Source organism: Salipiger sp. PrR007 (genome assembly GCF_010499845.1).
In the GTDB taxonomy this organism is placed as follows: domain Bacteria; phylum Pseudomonadota; class Alphaproteobacteria; order Rhodobacterales; family Rhodobacteraceae; genus Salipiger; species Salipiger pacificus_A.
On the sequence record NZ_JAAGOZ010000031.1, the window covers coordinates 36,694 to 57,630 of the forward strand.

17 protein-coding genes and 2 pseudogenes are annotated in these 20,937 nt (G+C 67.0%); 3 read left to right on the plus strand and 16 right to left on the minus strand.

Annotated elements, in window-relative coordinates; all coding sequences use genetic code 11:
* Positions 1-65: 65 nt before the first annotated feature.
* The 12 genes from G0Q01_RS14880 to G0Q01_RS14935 form a co-directional block, all read right to left on the minus strand.
* Positions 66-1,871: a SulP family inorganic anion transporter gene (locus tag G0Q01_RS14880; protein ID WP_370526750.1), complete on the minus strand. Its 1,806-nt coding sequence runs from the start codon at positions 1,869-1,871 to the stop codon at positions 66-68.
* A gap of 7 nt (positions 1,872-1,878) precedes the next feature.
* Complete coding sequence (locus tag G0Q01_RS14885; protein ID WP_164192289.1) at positions 1,879-3,456, minus strand: sulfatase; 1,578 nt, start codon at positions 3,454-3,456, stop codon at positions 1,879-1,881.
* Positions 3,456-5,393: a TRAP transporter fused permease subunit gene (locus tag G0Q01_RS14890; RefSeq protein WP_164192292.1), complete on the minus strand. Its 1,938-nt coding sequence runs from the start codon at positions 5,391-5,393 to the stop codon at positions 3,456-3,458. Before G0Q01_RS14890 ends, G0Q01_RS14885 begins: the two co-directional genes overlap by 1 nt.
* 111 nt (positions 5,394-5,504) lie before the next feature.
* The gene (locus G0Q01_RS14895; protein WP_164213593.1) at positions 5,505-6,515 is read right to left on the minus strand and encodes a TAXI family TRAP transporter solute-binding subunit; all 1,011 of its coding nucleotides are present in this window, start codon (positions 6,513-6,515) and stop codon (positions 5,505-5,507) included.
* 83 nt (positions 6,516-6,598) lie between these two features.
* On the minus strand, positions 6,599-7,708 hold the full coding sequence (locus tag G0Q01_RS14900; RefSeq protein WP_370457205.1) for a LysR substrate-binding domain-containing protein: 1,110 nt from the start codon (positions 7,706-7,708) through the stop codon (positions 6,599-6,601).
* 298 nt (positions 7,709-8,006) lie between these two features.
* Positions 8,007-9,032: a YeiH family protein gene (locus G0Q01_RS14905; RefSeq protein WP_164213594.1), complete on the minus strand. Its 1,026-nt coding sequence runs from the start codon at positions 9,030-9,032 to the stop codon at positions 8,007-8,009.
* Between the two features lie 97 nt (positions 9,033-9,129).
* Positions 9,130-10,188: a TRAP transporter substrate-binding protein DctP gene (gene dctP / locus G0Q01_RS14910; RefSeq protein ID WP_164213595.1), complete on the minus strand. Its 1,059-nt coding sequence runs from the start codon at positions 10,186-10,188 to the stop codon at positions 9,130-9,132.
* A gap of 29 nt (positions 10,189-10,217) precedes the next feature.
* Positions 10,218-11,507, minus strand: coding sequence for a TRAP transporter large permease (locus tag G0Q01_RS14915; protein ID WP_164213596.1), 1,290 nt, complete (start codon positions 11,505-11,507; stop codon positions 10,218-10,220).
* Position 11,508: 1 nt separating this feature from the next.
* Entirely contained in the window at positions 11,509-12,096 is a 588-nt protein-coding gene (locus tag G0Q01_RS14920) for a TRAP transporter small permease (protein ID WP_108968811.1), read from the minus strand.
* Between the two features lie 49 nt (positions 12,097-12,145).
* On the minus strand, positions 12,146-12,646 hold the full coding sequence (locus tag G0Q01_RS14925) for a flavin reductase family protein (protein WP_164192305.1): 501 nt from the start codon (positions 12,644-12,646) through the stop codon (positions 12,146-12,148).
* A 5-nt stretch (positions 12,647-12,651) separates the two neighbouring features.
* Complete coding sequence (locus G0Q01_RS14930) at positions 12,652-13,566, minus strand: aldo/keto reductase family oxidoreductase (RefSeq protein ID WP_164192309.1); 915 nt, start codon at positions 13,564-13,566, stop codon at positions 12,652-12,654.
* The gene (locus G0Q01_RS14935; protein WP_164192313.1) at positions 13,566-14,720 is read right to left on the minus strand and encodes an LLM class flavin-dependent oxidoreductase; all 1,155 of its coding nucleotides are present in this window, start codon (positions 14,718-14,720) and stop codon (positions 13,566-13,568) included. Before G0Q01_RS14935 ends, G0Q01_RS14930 begins: the two co-directional genes overlap by 1 nt.
* A 112-nt stretch (positions 14,721-14,832) precedes the next feature.
* On the opposite strand from G0Q01_RS14935, the gene G0Q01_RS14940 reads away from it, so the two are divergent.
* The 3 genes and pseudogenes from G0Q01_RS14940 to G0Q01_RS26865 form a co-directional block, all read left to right on the plus strand.
* On the plus strand, positions 14,833-15,558 hold the full coding sequence (locus G0Q01_RS14940; protein ID WP_164192316.1) for a GntR family transcriptional regulator: 726 nt from the start codon (positions 14,833-14,835) through the stop codon (positions 15,556-15,558).
* Between the two features lie 18 nt (positions 15,559-15,576).
* Positions 15,577-16,719, plus strand: coding sequence for a Gfo/Idh/MocA family protein (locus G0Q01_RS14945; RefSeq protein WP_164213597.1), 1,143 nt, complete (start codon positions 15,577-15,579; stop codon positions 16,717-16,719).
* A 27-nt stretch (positions 16,720-16,746) separates the two neighbouring features.
* Positions 16,747-16,861 (plus strand): annotated as a pseudogene (locus tag G0Q01_RS26865) (IS5/IS1182 family transposase); the annotation flags it as partial.
* A gap of 219 nt (positions 16,862-17,080) precedes the next feature.
* Here the strand turns inward: G0Q01_RS26865 and G0Q01_RS14950 are convergent.
* The 4 genes and pseudogenes from G0Q01_RS14950 to G0Q01_RS14965 form a co-directional block, all read right to left on the minus strand.
* Positions 17,081-18,235 carry an alpha-hydroxy acid oxidase gene (locus tag G0Q01_RS14950; RefSeq protein WP_164192324.1) on the minus strand — a complete coding sequence of 385 codons (1,155 nt, stop codon included), beginning with the start codon at positions 18,233-18,235 and terminating at the stop codon, positions 17,081-17,083.
* A 172-nt stretch (positions 18,236-18,407) separates the two neighbouring features.
* On the minus strand, positions 18,408-19,292 hold the full coding sequence (gene purU, locus G0Q01_RS14955) for a formyltetrahydrofolate deformylase (protein ID WP_164192328.1): 885 nt from the start codon (positions 19,290-19,292) through the stop codon (positions 18,408-18,410).
* A gap of 110 nt (positions 19,293-19,402) precedes the next feature.
* Positions 19,403-20,677 (minus strand): serine hydroxymethyltransferase, encoded by a 1,275-nt coding sequence (gene glyA / locus G0Q01_RS14960; protein WP_164192331.1) that lies wholly within the window; start codon positions 20,675-20,677, stop codon positions 19,403-19,405.
* Between the two features lie 17 nt (positions 20,678-20,694).
* Positions 20,695-20,937: pseudogene (locus tag G0Q01_RS14965) on the minus strand (sarcosine oxidase subunit gamma); the annotation flags it as partial.

Sequence of the window (20,937 nt, forward strand, 5' to 3'; positions counted from 1 at the left end):
GAGGGTCTCCGCGGCTTTGGAGGTCTCCGCCGCCAGCCCCTCGTGGCGCCGATGACGCCGAGCGCTTAGCTTGGGGGCGATCTCCCGTCGCTTCGAACGCCGCCCGGTGCGGGTCGCCCGGCGCATTCGAGGAAGATGCGCTTCTCGCAGCTGGCGCAGATACCCGCGTCGAGCTTCGGCACGATCTCGGCAATGGCGTCGCCTTTCGAGAGGTGCAGCCGATCGCGCGTCAAACTGCGCAGCACCTTGAAGCGTGCGAGCTTGGTCAGCGTGCGGGGAGTCTTTACCTGCAGGTGCAGCGCGCCGCCGAGGTGGTCGCGCCGGCGCGCCTCGTCGAGGATAAGGTCCGCGCCCGCCAGATCGATGTCGCCTCCTCCCTTGACGATGAAGAGCATGGTCTTCTGCAGCGGGCGTTCGCGCTCAAGTCGGCGGAACTCGCGCCGAAGGAACTCGACCGATCCGAAGAAGAGTGGCCCGTCGAGACGGCAGACCATCAGCTGCGGGCATTCCTGCAGGCCATTGGGCGCGGCGTGTTTGAAGACGCGCCCCGGGGTTGACGGATCCGGCGCCCCCTGCCCGAGGAAGGGCCGGGCCGCGCCGCGCAGGAAGAAGCCGAGCGACAACAGCACGCCGACGTAGATCGCTGTTTCCAGATCGATCAGCAGCACGGTGACGAAGGTCACCCCCGCGATGATCGTCTCGGTCGAGGAGGAGGAAACAAGGTGGCGGATCTCGCGGAAGTCGATCAGCCGCCAGGCCACCAGCATGATCACCCCGGCGATGCCGGGGATTGGCACCACCGCAAAGGCCGGGGCGACCAGCAGCAGGATCCCGAAGAGAAAGGCCGAGGAGAAGATCGCGGAGAGCGGCGTGCGCGCGCCGGCGTCGTAGTTGATGCCCGAGCGGGTGAACGATGCCGAGCTGGGGTAGCAGCGGAACAAGCTGCCGATGACGTTGGATACGCCCTGGGCGAAGAACTCGCGGTTGCCGTCGATCATCTGCCCCGACCGCAGGGCCAGCGCGCGAGAGACCGAGAGCGCCTCGAGCAGGCCGACGATGGCGATGGCCATGGCCCCGCCGCCGAACTCGCGCAGATCGCCGAGCGAGAGGTCGGGCAAGGCCATGCTGGGCACGATCTCTCCCAGCGGGCCGATGGTGGCGATGCCCGCCTCGGCGCCGCCGAGCAGCAGGCTGAGGCCGGTGGCGAGCATCAGCGCAGCGAGGTAGTTGGGCCAGAGTGGCCGCCAGAGCTTGATCGCGAGCCCGATGCCGAAGGCCGCGCCGGAGATCGCCAGCGCGCGCCAGTCGGCCGCAAGCGCGCCCTCGGGGATGGCCGAGAGAAAGGCGCCGAGATCGCTGGTCGAGGGCAAAGCCACGCCCAGCACATGGCGGATCTGGCTCAGCGCAATGAGGATCGCGGCGCCGGTGACGAAACCGGTCATCACCGAATGCGAGACGAAATCCACCAGCGCGCCGAGCCGCGCGAGGGCAAACGCAAGCTGGATGAGCCCTACCATCAGGCACAGGGTGATCGCGGCGGTGATATACTCGGGCGAACCCGGCACGTAACTTCCAGAGAGCGTCGCGAAGAGCATGATCGACAGCGCGGTGGTGGGCCCCGAGACCGCCTGCCAGCTTGAGCCGAGCAATGCCGCGGTCAGGGTCGAGACCATCGCGGTGTAAAAGCCGTATTCCGCCGGCAGCCCGGCGATGGCGGCAAAGGCCACGCCCTGCGGCAGCACAAGCGTCGCGCCGGTGAGCCCCGCCATGAGGTCGGCGCGCAACGTGTGGCGGGAGGTCAGCCCGATCCAATCTGGAACCAAAGCGGAGACGCGCGCCCGCAGGGCGCGCGGCGAGGTGCGTGCGTCCACCATCGGATCAGGCGCGGGCGATCGGCGCGGGCGCGGTTTCGGTATGCGCCAGCTCGGCCTGCAGCAGCTGCTCGAGAAGCCGCGCCTTCACCAACGCCGCCTCCGGCGCATCCCAGAGATTGCGCAGCTCGCCCGGGTCGGCCTCGAGATCGTAGAGCTCGCCCCAGCCCAGCCCCTGGAAGACCGAGAGCCGGTAGCGCGCGTCGCGCAGGCTGTGCACGTTGGGGCAGACCCCAAGCCCGTCCATCTTTGCCTGGTGCGCGTATTGGATCAGCACGCCCTCGGGGGCGCTCGCCTCGGACATCAGATCGCGCCCCTGCATGCCCCAGGCCTGCTCGATCTTGGCCCGCTCAAGGATGGTGGCCCCGATGTCGAGCGTCTGGCCGAGCCTGTCACTGCGCGCGCTCTGATCGCGCTGTGGGTCGGCCCAGATGAACGGCACGCGGGTGATCTGCTCGTATTGCTCGGACCCCTTGAAGAGCAGGCGATGATCGCCGAGGTGATCGCCGTGGTCCGAGGTGAAGATGGTGACGGTCTCATCGCCGCGCCCGCTGGTCGCAAGCGCGCCCTGCACCCGGCCCACCGCGTCGTCGATCATCGTGATCATGCCGCAGGTCAGCGCCTGCGCCTCCTGCGCCTCGCGCGCCGAGCAGCCTATGGCGTTCATTCCCTGAAGATTGGCCTTGCCGTCCTCGCGCGCGCCCAGCACGCCTGCCACATGTGGCGGTGGCGTCCAGTCGTTCGAGGTGAAGGCAATGGGCACCGGCATGTCCTCGGGCTTGTACATGTCCCAATAGTCGCCCGGCGGGTTGAACGGGTGGTGCGGGTCGGGCCAGCTCACCATCAGGAAGAACGGCTTTTCGCTGTCGCGGCGCTCTTCGAGCCAGGCGCAGGCACGCTCGGCGATGTAGGAGGTGGAATAGAGCTCGGCCGGGATCGCCGTGCGCACCGCCTGCGGGCAGGTGTAGTCGTGCGGCAACTGGTTCTTGGCCCCCATCTTGGACCCCAGCTCGGGATCGCGCTCGAGCGCCCAGCGGGTGTAGTCGCCACCGACGTGGTCGCCGTGGCCGGTGACCAGTTCGACGTGGTTGAAGCCGTAAAAGGGCACCGGCACCGCAGGCATTTCGCCCGACCAGAAATCCGGCTCCTCGACGTGGTAGACCGGCGTGGCGAAATCGTTGCGCACCGCCTCGCGCAGGGCGCCGTTGGCCTTGTGGTAGCCGGGCCGCGCTTCGGGCGGCGTCTGCACCGGCGGAATCCCGGTGAACGTCTGCAGGTGGCTCTTGCCGATCAGCGCCGTGTCATAGCCCGCGTCGCGCAGCAGCTCGACAAAGGTCACGTTGCGCTGCGACAGCGGGATGCCGTTGAAGCGCACACCGTGGCCCGAGGGCATGCGTCCCGTCATCAGGCTGGCGCGGTTGGGCATGCAGACGGGGCTCGCCACGTAGAAGCGGTCGAAGGCGGTGCCGCGGGCCGCCATTGCGTCGATGTTCGGCGTGCGCACGATCGGGTGACCGTAGCAGCCGAGGAAATCGGCGCGGTGCTGGTCCGTGATGAACAGGATGAAGCTCGGGCGGTCGGACATCAGATTGCCTCGGCGGGTTGAAGTTTCGCGGTGCGGCGCCAGACGGCGAGCACAACGCCCAGGGCCAGCGCGGCGGTGCCGGCAAGCACGAAGGGCGACAGGAGGGTGAAGGCGCACGCAAGGCGCAGCAGGCGCTCCCAGAGCGGCAAGCGCTGCTTGTCAAAGCCGATGAGCGCGCTCGAGGCGAGGTAGAGCGAGACCGCCAGCGTCAGCAGAGAGAAGGCGACGAAGCCAAGCGAGGCGCTGGCCGCAGCCTCGGTGCCCAGCAGCAGCGCCGGGTTGTAGACGAAGGCGAAGGGCACGAGGAAGATCATCGCGCCGATCCGCGTCGCCTCGACCGCCGTGCCGATGGGCTTGCCCTTCGAGATCGAGGCCGCCGCATAGGCCGCGATGGCCACCGGCGGGGTGATCACCGAGGCGACGCCGAAGAAGAAGACGAACATATGCGCGGTCAGCAGCTCGACGCCGAAGCCGGTGAGCGTGGGCCCCATCACGGCGACGATGGCGATATAGGCCGGAAGCGTCGGCATCCCCATGCCCAGCACGATGCAGCCGGCGGCGGCGATCAGCAGCGCGGCCATCAGCGAGCTGCTCGCGGCATTGGCCAGCAGCACGGCGAACTTCGTCGGAATGCCGGTGGCATTCAGGGTCGAAACGACGATGCCCACCATGGCGATCGCGATGGCCAGCTGCGCGACGGTCTTGCCGCCCTCGGCCAATGCTTCGATCAGCCTCCACGGCGCGCGGCGGATCTCGGGGTTGATGAAGCTCATCGGGATCAGCAGGAAGATCGCCGCGATGGAGGCCCCGGCCGGCGACAGGCCCGAGACCAGCAGCCAGACGATCAGAGCGATCGGCCCGAAGACCAGCGCGAGGTTGATCCAGTCCTGCCCGGTCGGCGGCTCGATGGCCTCGTCTTCCTCGCGCGCGGTGATGCCGAGCTTCTCGGCCTCGAAGAAGACCGCGAGGAAGAGGCTGACGTAATAGGCGATGGCGGGGATCAGCACGGCGAGGATCACCGCGAGGTAGCTGACGCCGACGATATCGGCCATGACCAGCGCGGCGGCGCCCATGATGGGGGGCAGGATCTGCCCGCCGGTGGAGGCTGCGGCCTCGACCGCGCCGGCGAAGTTGCCGGAAAAGCCGCGCCGGCGGATCATCGGGATGGTGACCACCCCGGTGCCCACGACGTTGGCCACGGCGCTGCCCGAGACCGTGCCGAAAAGCGCCGAGGCGGAGATCGCCGCGTAGGCCGGTCCGCCGCGAAAGCGGCGCATCAGGTGGAAGGAGATGCGGATCATCGAGCCGCCCGCGCCGCAGCCTTCGAGCACGGCGCCGAGGATGATGAAGGGCAGCACGGTCGACAGCACGATGCCCATGATGTTGCCCAGGATACCCTGGCTGGCGTCGTACCAGGTGTTCTGGGCGATGAACTCGTTCATGTCGCCGACGATGGTCTGGAACACCCCCGGCCAGTAGGGGCCGGTGGCGAGATAGGCAAAGACCACGGCACCGAGGATGGCGATGGGCGCGCCCCAGAGCCGCCAGCAGGCGACGATCGACAGCACGGCGGGGATCGCCGCCATCCAGGCCTCGCGCGCCGAGAAGAACATGAAGCTGTCCTTGAGCACCATCGAAACCTGGTAGTAGTCCCAGGACACCCAGCTTATCAGCCCAAGCGCGACGGCGTAGCCGATCAGGTGGAAGACGGTGAGCTTTTCCTCGCGGGTCAGGCGCAGCGCGTCCCAGATCAGGAAGCTGAGGAAGCAGAGCCAGTAGAACAACGGCCGGAACCAGTCGAGCTCGAACGGACCGACGCGCGGCAACACGCCGTAGGTTGGCAGCACATTGGCAAGCCCGGCAAGGGCGATGACAAGTCCAACGGCAAGACCTGCCCAGTGCAAGGTCTTCACCCTGCGTGCGATCGAAACTGTCATGAGGTGTCCTCCTGGCCCGGTGCGGGCCCTACGCCGGGGTTCGGCGGTGCCCCGGCCCTTGCGCAGGCCGGGGAAGGTTCAACTGGTCCGGCGGTCCGCCGGGGGGGCGGGTCATTCGGGCTTGAGCGCGTCCGGGATGGTGATGCCCTGTTCCTCGTAGTAGCGCGCCGCGCCCGGGTGCAGCGGCATGTTGGCACCGGCAAAGGGCTCGTCGGTGTTCAGCCGCGCAAGCAAGGCGTTGGACGACTTCATGGCGTCGAGGTTGTCGAAGAACGACTTGGTGAGCGCATAGGCCGCCTCGTCCGAGAGGTCCTTGTTGGCGCCCATCATCATCACCGTCACCATGATGTTCTGGTCGGCATCGCCATTCACCTGGCCCTGGTAGGTGCCGGCCGGCACGACATCGGTGCGCACCGCCTGATCGGCGAGATAGTCGGCCCAACCGTCGCTGGCGACCACCTCGTCCGGCACGCCGAGCACTCGGATCTCGCGCTGCAGGCTCAGCTCTTGCACCGATTGCTGGCCGACGGCGGCGGACATGATGAACATGTCGAACTGCCCGTCCTGAAAGGCCTGGCTCGAGGCTTCCCACGGCAGGCGGATGCCTTCATAGTCGCCGCCATCCTCGAAGCCGCCCGTGGCCTCGCGCACCATGCCGCGGGCCTGGTTGGCGGCGGCGCCGGCGGGCGGGCCAACGTAGACGCGCTTGCCCTTGATGTCGTCCCAGCTCTCGATGCCGCTGTCGGCCCAGACGATTGGGTGGAACGAGCCGCCCGGGAAGGTGAACAGCATGCGCATGTTGCCGGCGAAGGCCTGCGCCTGCTCGGCGGTCTTCTCGTAGGGGCCAACGCCGCGCTTCATCGCGCCATAGGCAGGTGGCGGAACCACGGCCAGATCGAGCTGGCCGGCGCCAACTTTCATCACCGAGCGGGTCAGCACCTGACCGAGCGAAACCTGCAGATCATAGCCCGCGTCCGTGGTGAACTGCGCCCAGGTTTGCGGCACAATGCCGGTGAGCGAGGCGCTGCCGCCGCCCTCGATACCCAGCGTCTCGGCGCTGACGGGCAGGCTGGCGCCCGCAAGCATCGCTGCCACGGTCATGAATTTCAGGGTCTTGAACATCCGCTCTCCTCCGGTTCGGATTTCTCCTCTGCGGCCCGAGACTATATCATGCGTGAGGGAATGACCTATTCCTTCTCGGCCCGTTACATACCAATTTCGGTATGAATGGGTGCGCGGGAGAGGCGCTCGCGGACCATGGTCAGCAAGGTCCGCAGCGCCGGACCCTCCTGCGTGCCCGGCACCGTCGTCAGCCCGACCGGCCCCTTCAGCGTCTCGTCCGAGATCGGCAGGATCACCACCTCGCCCGCGGCGCTGGCGTCCGCGACAAGCGCCTCGACCGTCACCACCACGTGGGTCGCGGCGCGGATGGTCTTGATGTTGAACCCCGCGTCGATGGACTCGATGGCGAAGTCGGGGGCGACAAAGCCGCTCTTGACCAAAAAGCGCTCCAGCTCCTGCCGGATGATCGTGCCGGGGATTGGCGCCAGCATGGGCTCTTCCAGCAGCGTGCCCAGATCGACCCGCGCCCCGGGCTGCGCGAGCGGATGCGCGCTGCCCACCGCGAAGACGATCGACTCGTCGTAAAGATGCTGGAAGCTCAACCCGTGCATGGCGGTGGAATCCGACAGCCGCCCGATCACCACGTCGAGCGCCCCTTGCCGCAGCCGCGCCAGCAGCTCCGAGTTGGAGCCCGAGACGACGCGCACCGTGGTGTGCGGGTAGAGCTGCTGGAAATCATCGACGATCCCCGGAAGCGTCAGCCCGCAGACGTTGGGCAGCGCGCCGATGCGCAAGAGTTCGCGGCTGCCGCCCATGCCCTGTGTCGCCTGCAGCCCCTCGGTCAGCAGCGCCATGGCGGCCTCTGCGGCATCGAAGAGCTTGCGGCCATGCACTGTCAGCACAGCGCCGCGCTGCGAGCGGTCGAAGAGCGTGACATCAAGCGTTGTCTCGAGCTCGCGGATCGAGCGCGAGACGGCAGGCTGGGTCAGCCCCAGCACATCTGCGGCAGCCATGAAGCTGCCGCGCTGCGCGACTTCGAGAAAGCAGCGGACCTGGCGAAAGCGAAGCCGGGCGAGAAGGCGTGTGGGGTTTTCGATGGCGAGCCTCGCGATACCGTTTGGGATCAGTCTATTCGTGAAAACGAAGCGCGGCCATCTGATCGGCAGGAGCGGCACCGTCAAGCCAAGCGCAGGCAGAACTCGGGCAGCGGCACAGGGCGCTGGCGACTGGCGCGCTTCGGGACCGGCTGGCACACGCGCCGCTCAGCCCGGACCTCGGTGACCGCCCAGGCGTAAAGTCCCGCGAGGATGTGCAAACCGCGGCAGAATGCCCCTCTCGCTGCCCATGGTCGAGAGCTGATCGTCGCCGATGGCGCCTATGGAGGAACTCCCCCCACCCTCAGCCGCGCGCTCGATGCGGGCGAAAACGCCATGCCCTCCGACAGGACCGGGAGGCGGATCGTCTGCGACATTCGGCCCCACGCCGCGCGGCGTAGAGCCGGCTGACCGAAGGACGTCAGGCCGCCCCCCGCTCCAACTCAAGCGGTCCCGCTCAGACCAGCCCGAGCATGAGCGGAATCAGCACCAGCGCCGCGAGCGCCGCGGTCTGCACCGCCAGCATGGCGATTGCCGTGCCGCCCACGTCGGCGAGCTTGGCCAGCGAGGTCTTCATGCCAACCGCGGCCACGGCGGTCACCAGCAACGCGCGCGACAGGGTCGAGGCGGGGGCGATCACCGCCTCGGGGACGAGGTGGAAGGAATTGAGCGCCGCCAGCACGAGAAAGGCCGCGACGAAGGCTGGCAGCAGCGGCGGGCGTGCCTCGGTCGCGGGCACGTGGCGGCGCATGGCCAGCGCGCCGATCAGCACCACCGGGGCCAGCATGGTCACGCGGATCAGCTTGACCACCGTGGCAATGTCGCCGGTCTCGTCCGAAACCGAGTAGCCCGCTCCCACCACCTGCGCCACGTCGTGGATCGTGCCGCCGAGGAAAAGGCCGGTCAGGTGCTGGTCGAGCCCCAGCGCCTCGGCAAGGATAGGGTAGACGATCATCGCCACCGTGGAAAAGGCGGTGACCGAGATCACGGTGAACGAGAGATCCCGCTCTGCGGTCTCGCGCTGCGGGAGGATCGACGAGATCGCCATCGCCGCCGAGGCGCCGCAGATCGCCACCGAGCCGCCAGTCAGAAAGCCGAAGGCGCGGTCCTTGCCGACAAAGCGCGACAACAGGATCGAGGCGAGGATGGTCACCGCCACGCAGAGCGCGATGATCAGCACGAAGCCCCAGCCGATCTGCCGCACCATGTCGAGCGAGACCCGCAGTCCGAGCAGTGCCACACCGATCCGCAGCAGCCCCTTCGCGGCGAAGGAGATGCCGGGACCGGTGTTTTCATGCTCGGACAGGAAATGGAACGGGATGCCGAGCAGGATCGCCATGAGCATGACCGGCGCGCCGTAGTGGTTCGACAGGAACTGCGCCGCCATCGCCAGCACGATCGCCAGCGCCGTGCCGGGCGCGAGGGCCTTGGCCCGTGCGATGATGCGACGGGGGTCCGAAAGGGTGGCGGTAAGGGCGCTCATGTCCTGTCCTCGGTGTGCTCTGGATTTGTCTTGGGCCGGGCCCGGAGGCCCGTGCCGCGGCGGGCGCGCCCCTTGAAAAGGACGCGCCCGCAAGGGTTTACTGGATGTCGCTGGCGCGCTCGGCGTCAAGCTCTTCCGTCGCGGTCTGCACCGCCGCCTGCATGGCGTTGAAGATCTCCTCCCCGCCCTCGACGTTTGCAGTGAACCACTCGTAGACCGGCTGCGCGGCCTCGGCGAAGGCTTGCTTCTCTTCGGGCGTCGGCACGTAGAGATCGCCGCCGCCGTCGGTGAATTCCTTGTAGGCCGGAATCGACTTGCGCTTGGGCGACGCGAAGGTCGCCTGCTGGAGCTGGTAGAACCCGTCGACCACCACGCGGCGCATGTCCTCGGGCAGGGCCAGGAATTTCTCGTTCGACATCCACCAGAGCGCGCCCATGTAGGCGTGGCCGTCGAGCGTGACATATTGCAGCCCGGCCTCGGGGAACTTCATCGACATGATGTCGGTGATGCCGTTCTTCGTGCCCTCGACCACGCCGGTCTGCAGCGAGGTGAAGAGCTCGGGCCAGGGGATCGGCGTCGGCGCGGCATCCAGCGCGCGCACCAGTTCCTGCGGCAGGTCGGCGACCACGGTCCGGATCTTCATGCCCTTGAGATCCCCGGGCGTCTGCACGCGCTGCTTGGTGTTGGCGAAGTTGCGCCAGCCTCCGGTGTTGCCGATGGTCATCAGGCGGATCATGCCGCCCGAGTCCTCCAGCGCCATCGAGCGCATGGTGCGGGTGAAATCGCCAGAAAGCACCTTCTCGGCGACCCGGTCGTCCTGCATCAGGTAGGGCAGATCGAGCACCTGCACGTAGGGGAACAGCCCCGCCGCGCCGCCGGAGGTCGAGATGTAGACGTCGATCGAGCCATCGGCGACGCCCTGCAGGCATTCCGCCCCGTTCGAGCAGAGCTGCGTGCCGATGTAGATCTCGACCCCGATGGCGCCGTTCGAGGCGCTCTCGACGTAGGACTTGAAGACCTGCAGGCCGTCGTAATCCTCGTCGTTCTCGTTCGAGTTGGCGACCGCACGGATGGTGTAATCCTGCGCCATCGCCGGAATGGCGAGGGCCGTGGTAAGGGCCAGCGATGCCGCCAGCGTAAGGGTCTTCCTGAGCATGTTATCCTCCCTGATAGCTCTGGATTTTCTTAATTCGCGAACCCGGTCAGTCGCGGGATCGTCATGGAAATCGCGGGGAAATAGGTGATCAGGAAGATCACCGCGATCTCGACCGCGAGGAATGGCAGAATGGCGCGGGCAATGGTCGTCACCCGCTCGCCCGACACGGCCGAGGCAACGAAGAGCACCAGCCCCATGGGCGGCGTCGCCAGCCCCACGGTCAGGTTCACGCACATGATGATGGCGAAATGCACCGAGTCGACGCCCATGCCGGTGAACACCGGGCCGAGGATCGGGCCAAGGATGATGATCGCTGGCCCCGCATCGAGGAACATGCCCACCGCAAAGAGCAGCAGGTTGATCAGGAACAGCAGCAGCAGCGGGTTCTCTGTCAGCGACAGGATGAAGTCGGCCATCTGCTGCGGCGCGTGCGAGAGCGACACCACGGTCTTGAACGACATCGCCGCACCGACCAGCAGCAGCACCACCGCCGAGGTCAGCCCGGCCCGGCCCAGCACATCGGGCAGCTCGGCAAAGCGCAGCGTCTTCAGCACGAAGAGGCTGATGAAGAGCGCGTAGAACACCGCCGCCGCCGCCGCCTCGGTCGGGGTGAAGACGCCCGCGAGGATGCCGCCGAGGATGATGACCGGCGTCAGCAGCGGGAAGAAGGCCTTGAGGCTCGCTTGCCCGCGTTCGCCCCAGCTGTATTTGCGCGAGGCGACGGGGAAGTCGTAGCGGTTGGCCATGACCTTGATGAGCAGCATCAGCCCGACGCCGACCAGCACCCCGGGCACCAGCCCGGCAAGGAAGAGCGCGGCGACGCTCTCGCCCATGACATAGGCGTAGATGATCATGATCCCCGAGGGCGGGATGATCGGCCCGATCACCGAGCTTGCAGCGGTGATCGCGGCGGCAAAGCGGCGGGTGTAGCCCTGCTTCTCCATCGCCGGGATCAGCATCGAGCCGAGCGCCGATGTGTCTGCCACCGCCGAGCCCGAGAGCCCGGCAAAGAGCATCGAGGACATCACGTTCACATGCGCCAGCCCGCCGCGCAGATGCCCCATGAAGGCCTGGCTGAATTCCACGAGGCGGTGCGTGATGCCGCCACGGTTCATGATCTCGCCCGCCAGCATGAAGAAGGGGATCGCCATCAGCGGGAAGCTGTCCATGCCGTTGTAGAGGTTGCGGTAGAGCAGCGTCAGATCGCGCTCCTGCCCGTTGAGGAACAGCAGGATGCCCGGCGCGGCGAGCAGGCCGAAGAATACCGGCAAGCCGATCATCAGGAAGACGAGGAAGAGCGGAAGGAACCAGATCAGCATGTCATTCGGCTCCCTGCGTGTTCGCCTGAGGCACAATGTCCAGCGCCCGCCCCGAGCAGAGCTCGGCCAGGTTGCGCAGGATCAGCTCGATGTTGACCAGTACCAGCAGCGCCATGCCCACGAGGATCGAGGCCATCATCCAGCTGCGCGGCACGCGGTGCCACTCGCTGAAATCAAAGGCCGTGGGAATGTAGAGCGAGGCCGAGGCGAAGCGCCCGCCGAGCCCGGTGACTTCCTTCCAGCCGATCTGCAGCGCGATGATCAGAACCATCAGGCTGACTGTCAGCAACACGAGGTTGAGCAGGCTCGCCGGGCGGCGCGGCAGGAGCGAAGGCAGGATGTCGATCGCCACGAACCCACCCCGGCGAAAGGCAGTCGGCGCCATGAGCCCGGTCATCCAAAGCATGCAGAAACGCGCGGCCTCGTCCGGCCAGGGCAGCGCGTTGCCCAGCACGTAGCGGCAGAACACCTGCACGAGGGTCACCGCCACCATCACCGCGATGGCCACGACACCGATGCCGCGACCGACTTTCAGAAGGTGGTCGTTGACCCAGGACAGGGGCCGGATCAGCCCGTCGAGTAGCACCATTCTCTCCTCCCCGTCATGCCGCGCCCTCCTCCAGGGCGTCGGCGTGCCGTCAGTTGATGTCGAGCCGCGCGACCCGCCCGGCGAAGAAAGCCAGCGGATCGCCCTGTTGCATGGTGGCGCGCAAGACCTCGCCGACGACGATCGCGTGATCGCCTGCCTCGTGCACGGCGTGGCGGCGGCAGTCGAAGCGCGCAAGGCAGCGCTCGAGCACCGGCACGCCGTCTGCGTTCTGCTCGAGCGCCGCGCCTATGAGCGCAGCGCCGTCCTTGGCAACGGCCCACGCCAGATCCTGCTGGTCGGCGGCGAGCACGTGGATGGCGTAATGCTCGGCCCCGGCAAACAGGTCGAAGCGGCTGGAGCTGCGCGCCGGCGACCAGAGCACCAGCGGCGGCTCCATCGAGACCGACGAGAAGCTGTTGGCGGTGATCGCGGCGCAACCCTCGGGGCCGCAGGCGGTGACGATGGTCACCCCCGTGGCAAAAAGCCCGAAGGCATCGCGCAGCGCCCGCCCGTTGCCCGGGTCGGGCACGAAGCTATGGGGCTGCGCCATCTGCATCAGGCCACCTCGCGGCCGAGCGCCGCCTCGTAGAGCTGGAACCACTGCACGCGGCTCAGCGCGACCTTGCGGGCGTCCGAGATTTTCGCGATGCGCTCCAGCGAGTTGGTGCCCAGCACCGGCAGGATCGTCGCCGGATGACGCAGAAGGAAGGCCACGGCGATGGCCGCGCGGTCGACGCCGAAGTCTCCGGCCATCGCGTCCATGCGGCGGGTCAGCTCGCTCTCGCCGGTCATCAGGCTGCCGCCGCCAAGCGGCGACCAAGCCATCACCGGATCCTTGCGGCGCTGGTGGAACGCCAGATCGCCATCGGTGAAGGGATCGACGCGGGCCAGCGAGATCTCGATCTGGTTGGTGGCCAGCTTGGTGTCCATCGCGCTCTGCAGCAGCTCGACATCCCACGGCCGGAAGTTCGACACGCCGGCGGCGCGGATCTTGCCCGCCTTCACCAGCCCGTCGAGCGCCGCGCCGGTTTCCTCGTGGTCCATCAGCGGATCGGGGCGGTGGATCAGCAGCAGGTCGATATAATCGGTGCCGAGATCGCGCAGCGAGCTTTCGACCGACGCCTCGATGTGGGCCTTCGAGGTGTCGTAATGCTTGCAGGCCACATCGGCGTATTTGCCGCAGGGCGCGACGATATCGCACTTAGTGACCACTTCCACCTTCTGGCGGAGCGCGGGGTCGGCCTTGAACGCCTGCCCCAGCACCGCCTCGGCGGTGTACTCGCCGTAGATGTCGGCCTGGTCGAGCGTGGTGATCCCCTGCGCGAGGCAGGCGTCGATCTTGGCGCGCACGTGACCCACCGAGGTGTCGGTGTCATCGCCGATGCGCCACATGCCGTAGACCAGCCTCGAGAAGCTGAGCCCCTCGGCCATGTTCACGCGATCGAGGGTGAAGTCGTTGCGAGTATCCATCAGCGGCGATCTCCTGCGCCGAGCGGCGTCTTCGGAAGGGTTTGCGGGACCCGGCCCCAGGCCTGGTTGAGCTGGCAGGTCTTGAGCTGCGGCAGCACGCGCGAGCCGAAGTGCTCGGCCTCCTCGACGTGCGGGTAGCCCGACAGGACAAAGGCCCGGATGCCCATCTTCTGCAGTTCCTCGAGCTTGCTCAGCACCTGGTCGGTCGATCCGACGATGGCCGCGCCGCAGCCCGAGCGCGCCCGGCCAATGCCGGTCCAGAGGTTGGGCTCGATATAGCCCTCGAGGTCGGCAAGCTCGCGATTGCGCGCCTGGTGGCTGACGCCGAGGCTGCCCGCGTCGAGCGCCCGTTCGCGGATTGCCTGCCCCAGCTCGTCGTCGAGCTTGCTGGCGATATAGCGGGCGTACTCCTTGGCCTCGGCCTCGGTGTCGCGGACGATGACATGGCTTCGGAAGCCATAGTCGAGCGTCCGCCCGTATTTCTCGGCGGCAGCATTGGCAGCTTTCATGCGGTCCGCGATGTCCTCGGTCTTTTCCGGCCACATCAGGTAGACGTCGCAATGCTGACCGCAAAGATCGAGCGCGGCGGGCGAATAGCCGCCGAAATACAGCATCGGCCCGCCCTGCTGGTAGGGCTTGGCGGGATCAGTGGTGAGGCCGGTGAAGTTGTAGACCTCGCCCTCGTAGTTGATCTCGTCGCGGTTCCACGCCTGCTTGAGGATCTCGACCACCTCGCGCGAGCGCTGGTAGCGGAACTGGCTGTCGGCCTTCTCGCCGGGGAAGTCGGACGAGATGATGTTCACCGTCAGCCGCCCCTGCAGCATGTGATCGAGCGTCGCGATGGTGCGCGCCAGCATGATCGGCTGCATCTCGCCGCAGCGCACGGCAGCCAGAAGGTTGATCGCGCTGGTGATCGGCGCGCAGCCCGCCACGAAGCTGAGCGTGTCCTGCCCCACTTGATAGGACGAAGGACACAGGATGTTGCCGAAGCCCTGCGCCTCGGCGGTCTTCACGATTTCCGAGCAATGGTCCCACGACGAGCGCAGGTCGCCGTCGGGCACGCCGAGGAACTGGTAGTCATCCGAGCAGAGCGCCGAGAACCAGGCCACCTCGACCGCGTCGAGATCGGCGGATGTAACGGGTACGACCGTCATGTTTTCCTCCCTGAAAACCTCCGAACTTTCCCTTTCACTACCCGCGTCCTTGATGTAGATCAATGGTGTATCAATTTTTTCGTTCGCAGCATCCGCAGGGGGAGGCGGAAACATGCAGGAAAAAAAAAGGAATTCCCTTCACCGGCCCGATGCGCTGCCGATCTACATGCAGATCAGCGAGCTGGTGATCCGCGACATCGCCGCTGGCCGGCTGGTCGACGGCCAGAAGCTGCCGCCCGAGCGCGACTTCGCGAAGGCGCATGGGACAACCGTACGGACCTTGCGCAAAGCCCTGTCGGAGCTAGAGAAAAAGGGGCTTCTGGAGCGCCGGCAGGGCTCCGGCAACTACGTGCGGGCCAGTGGCGAGGTTGATTCGGTCTACTCGATGTTCCGGCTCGAACACGCACGTGGCGGCGGCGGCTTGCCTACTGCCGATATTCTTTCGGCCGACTATCTGCCCAAGGATGCGCAGCAGCCTGCCTATGGCACGTCCGACCACGGCACCCGCTTCCGCCGCCTACGCTATCTCGACGACGTCATCATCGCGGTCGAGGAGATCTGGCTCGACGGCGGCGCGGGCAAGGTCCCGCGCGAGATGGTGCAGGATTCGCTGTACCTGACCTACAAGCGCGCCCTGCAGCTCTGGATCACCCGCGCCGAGGACCGCGTGGGGATCGGGCAGGTCCCGGACTGGGCCCCCGAGGCCTTTCCGCTGGAACCCGGCACCACCACCGCCTTCATCGAGCGCCTGTCCTGGGCGCAGGGCAGCGAGGCGGTCGAGTTCTCGCGCACCTGGTATGACACGCAAAAGGCGCTTTACGTCCAGCGCCTCATCTGAAGGGAGGAGGATTTCCCTATGACGACCCAGACCCTCGCGCGCAGCGAGACCCGGACCATCACCTACGGCATCATCGGCTGCGGCATGATGGGACAGGAGCATCTGCGCAACATCGCGCTGCTGGAAAACACCGCCGTCGGCGCAATTTTCGAGCCCGACGCCGAGATGCGCGCCCATGCCCGGCAGTTCGCCCCAAACGCGCGTTTCGTGGACAGCATCGAGGCGCTGCTGGAGGTGACCGAGATCGACTGCCTGCTCATCGCCAGCCCCAATTTCCGCCATGTGGAGCAGCTGCAAGCCATCGCCGGCAAGCGCCCCCTGCCCGTCCTGGTGGAAAAGCCGCTCTTCACTGATCCGGACCATGCCGCTGCCATCGACGCTTTTGCCGAAAGCTACCCCGCGCCGGTCTGGGTGGCGATGGAATACCGCTACATGCCGCCCGTCGCGAAACTGCTGGAAGAGGCCGAGGCGGCCACCGGCGGCGTAAAGATGCTGACCATCCGCGAGCACCGCCTCCCCTTCCTCGAGAAGGTCGGCGACTGGAACCGCTTCAACCGCTACACCGGCGGCACCTTTGTCGAGAAGTGCTGCCATTTCTTCGACCTCATGCGGCTTACGTTGAAATCCGATCCTGTGCGCGTGATGGCGATGGGCGGTCAGGCGGCCAACCATCTTGAAGAGACCTACGCCGGCGAGACGCCGGACATCTTCGACCATGGCTACGTGATGGTCGAATTCGAGAGCGGCGTGCGCGCCATGCTCGAGCTGTGCATGTTCGCCGAGGGCTCGCGCTACCAGGAAGAGATCTCGGCGGTCGGGCCCAAGGGTAAGATCGAGGCGCTGGTGCCGGGGCCGGGCCGCTTCTGGCCGGCGCATCTGGGCGCGCCGCCGGTGCCGCAGGTCATCGTCTCGCCGCGCGAGCCGAAGGGTCCCGAGGTGCGCGAGATCCCCGTCGATCCGACGATCCTCGAGGCCGGGGACCACAACGGCTCGACCTTCTACCAGCATCGCGGGTTCCTCGAGTTGGTGCGCGGCGAGCGCAACGCGCCCGAGGTCTCGCTTCAGGATGGCAAGTGGGCGGTCCTCATGGGCCTCGCCGCGCAGCGCTCGATGATAGAGGGACGCGCGGTGGATCTGAGCGAAGTGAACCCCGGCGCCTGACACGCCACGCGGGAGGGCGCGGGCGCGCTCTCCCATCGCCAAGAGACGATTGCCATCCAGCTTTCTGCCCGTCGCGCTCCGGGTCTCGCGAACCTGCTGCTGGACAGCACCGGCATCAAGTTCCTCGGCGACGGCGCCTTCAAGTCCCGTTCGAATATGCGCAACCTTGGTGCACGGCGGAGACGCTCGGCATGCGCCATCGTCGGTCGGGCCGACGGCAAGATGCGGCGCATTGGACTTGTCGCGCGCAGGGTCTCGCCGCGCGCCGCGATCATTGTGCCGCCACAGGGGGGCTAGCGGATCATTCCGAAAAGAACGCCGCCCACCGCACCACCCTGCCCGGCCAGACGTGGCCGGGTCGTCAGTGAGCTTGTCGCGCTGGCGCCAGCACGGCGCCGGAAAGCTCGCTTGGCGACATGAGCCCCAGCAGCCCTATGTCGCGGTGCAACTCCCGCTTCAGGATGCCGATGGCCTTGGTCACGCCGGCCTCGCCTGCGATGACCGCGCCATAGAGCATCGGCCGCCCGACCCAGACGAAATCCGCGCCCAGAGCCAGCGCCTTGACCACGTCGGTGCCGCGCCGGATGCCGCCGTCGACCATGAGGGCCATGCTGCCCGCCTCCTCGCGGGCCACCGATAGCGCACGCACGCCGCTGATCGCGTAGTCCAGCTGCCGCCCGCCGTGATTGGACAGGATGACCCCGTCGCAGCCGAGCTTGCGCGCCTCGGCCACATCGAGCGGCGAGAGCAGTCCCTTGATCAGCAGCCGCCCCTTCCACAGATCGCGGATCCGCGCGACGTGCTGCCAGTTCAGATGATCCTTGCGTCCGAAGTCACGTGCAGCGCGCTGCGACACGATCGGCGCGCCCCGTTCGGCAAAGGAATTCTCGAAATGCGGCATTCCGCGCGTCATCAGGCCGCGCAGGAAGGTGCCGAAAACCCAGCGGGGGTGCAGACCAAAGTCCCAGAGCAGCCTTGGGGTGACCCTCAAAGGCGTCGAGAAGCCGGAGCGAATGTTGTTCTCGCGGTTGGCCAGCACCGCGGTGTCCGCGGTGAGCACCAGCGTCTCGTGACCCGCCTTGCGGACCCGCTCGATCAGGGCGCGGATACGGTCGTCTTCGCCGGGCAGATAGGCCTGGAACCAGCCTTGCGGATTGGCCTCACGCACCCGCTCGAGCGGGGTCAGCGACGAGCCACTGAGAATGTAGGGAATACCTTCGGCCGCCGCGGCCCGGGCCATCGCCACATCTCCGTCCAGCGCCATGAGCGCAGCGATTCCCATGGGGGCGATCCCGAAAGGCGCCTGCCACTCGCGGCCGAACAGAGGATGCATCAGGCTGCGCCCTTCGACGCCGCGCAGCACGCGGGGCACCAGCCGGTACTCCGAAAACACCGCGCGATTGTCGGCCCGCGCGGCGGTGGTCTCGGTGCCACCGGAAATATAGCCGAACAGCGGCCGCGGCAGGCGCCGCCGCGCCGGGGCTTCGAAATCATTGAGGCTCAGCAGCTTGGTCATCGGGTCCCTCCGTCGCCGCCGAACCTAGGCGGGTTCGCAGGGCAGGAAAACTGCAAAACCGACGTGAGCGGCCAGGCTTTTCGACGTGCTGCAAGACGCCCGGCATGCGGACACATGAACTGTGGACTCCCGCCGCCGCCCCTCACGTCGCGCGGGGGGCTGAGGCGGAACCTCAGCCCATCCGTTCCGATGCATGCTCCCCGGGGCTTGCCGGGAAGACGACGGTCTTGTCGCCATTGAGGAAGACCCGGCGGTGAATATGCGCGTGAATGGCGCGTGCGAGCACCTGGCTCTCGACGTCGCGGCCCAGGCTGACGTAGTCGTCGGCGCTCTGGGCATGCGTCACGCGGATCGTGTCCTGCTCGATGATCGGCCCCTCGTCGAGATCGGCGGTCACGTAGTGCGAGGTTGCGCCGATCAGCTTCACACCGCGCTCGAAGGCCTGCTTGTAAGGGTTCGCGCCCTTGAAGCTGGGCAGGAAGGAGTGGTGGATGTTGATGATACGGCCCGACATCTTGCGGCACATCTCGTCCGACAGGATTTGCATGTAGCGGGCGAGGATGATCAGATCCGCGCCCGTATCCTCGACCACGCGCAGGATCGCGGCTTCGGCCTCGGGCTTGTTCTGCTTGGTCACCTTGATGCAGTGGAACGGCAGGTCATGGTTCACCACCACCTTCTGATAGTCCATGTGGTTGGAGATGACCGCCACGATGTCCACCGGCAACGCGCCGATCCGCCAACGGTAGAGCAGATCGTTCAGGCAGTGTCCGAAGCGGCTGACCATGATCACCACCTTCATCTTCTCCGACGGGTCGTGGAAGGCGAAGTCGGCCCCCAGCCGTGCGGCGATCTCGGTAAAGCCGTCGCTCAGCGCCTCCTGCGTCACCCCCTGCTCCGACACGAAACTGAGGCGCATGAAGAAACGGTCATTCTCGATGTCCGAGAACTGCGAGCTGTCATGGATGTTGCAGCCCCGCTCGGCGAGATAGGTGGAGATCGCGGCCACGACGCCAGAGCGGACGGGGCAGGCAACGGTGAGGATGATCTTGGACATGTCTGTTGGACTCTGTTTGAGCATCGGCCCGGAAACGGGCCCGGGCGCTTGAGGTTGCGTTCATTGGCCCCGCCCGAACGTGCGGGCGGGACAGGAGCCTTTGCCTGCGATCAGGCCGTGGTCGCGTAGATCGGGAAGTCGTCGCAGAGCGCCTGCACTTCCGCCCGCACCATGGCCTCGACCTCGGCGTTCCCCTCGGGGTCCTGCGCCAAGGCGTCGATGACCCGCAGGATCAGCCCGCCGATCAGCTCGAACTCGGCCTCGCGGAAGCCGCGCGTGGTGCCCGCCGAGGTGCCGAGCCGGATGCCCGAGGTCACGAAGGGCTTCTGCGGATCATTGGGGATCGCGTTCTTGTTGCAGGTCAGCCCTGCCCGCTCGAGCGCGATCTCGGCGGCCTTGCCGGTCACCCCCTTGGGCTGCAGGTCGACCAGCACCATGTGGCTGTCGGTGCCGCCCGAGACGATGCCCAGCCCGCCGACCATCAGCACGTCGGCCAGCGCCTTGGCGTTCTCGATGACCTGACCGGCATAGTCGGCAAATTCCGGCTGCAGCGCCTCGCCGAAGGCCACCGCCTTGGCGGCGATCACATGCATCAGCGGGCCGCCCTGGTTGCCGGGGAAGACGGCGGAGTTGAGCTTCTTCGCCAGCGCCTCGTCGTTGGTGAGGATGACACCGCCGCGCGGGCCGCGCAGGGTCTTGTGGGTGGTCGAGGTCGCGACATGGGCATGGGGCACCGGGTTCGGATACGTGCCGCCGGCGATCAGCCCGGCGTAATGCGCCATGTCGACCATCAGGTAGGCGCCGACCTCGTCGGCGATCTTGCGGAAGCCCTCGAAGTCGATCCGGCGGGGATAGGCCGAGGCGCCCGCCACGATCAGCTTGGGCCTGGTCTCCAGCGCCTTTTCGCGCACCTTCTCCATGTCGATCAGGTGGCTGTCTGCATCGACCTCGTAAGAGACCACGTCGAACCATTTGCCCGACATGGTGACCGGCGAGCCGTGCGTCAGGTGGCCGCCATGGGCCAGCGACAGCCCCATGATCCGGTCGCCCGGCTCGAGCAGCGCGAGGAACACCGCCTGGTTGGCCTGCGCGCCGGAGTGCGGCTGGACGTTGACGTATTCCGCGCCGAAGAGCTGCTTGAGGCGGTCGATGGCAATCTGCTCGACCGTATCCACGTGCTCGCAGCCGCCGTAGTAGCGCTTGCCGGGATAGCCTTCGGCGTACTTGTTGGTCAGCACCGAGCCTTGCGCCGCCAGGACGTTCGCAGAGACGATGTTCTCCGAAGCGATGAGCTCGATCTGGCTTTGCTGACGGGTCAGTTCCGCGGCGACGGCGGTGGCGATAGCGGCATCCGAAATGCCGCCCTTGGGCAGTCTGTTGAACATGGGATTATCCCTTCAGGTCAGAGAGTTTCAGCGGCAAGTTCGCGTGCTCCGACCTGCAAGAGGTGGAGCAGGTGCGGGGCGAAGCTGTTCCACACGTCGATGCGGAAGCGGGTCTCGGCGTCGCGCCAGAGGATCACGGTGGCGCCGTCGAAGAGCGTGCGGCGGGCGGAGCCGACCGGGATGGCGTCGATGTCGCGGGCGCATCCGATGGTCATCAGCTCGGCGGCGCGCGGGCCTTCGATGACGAAGCTCACCTCGCG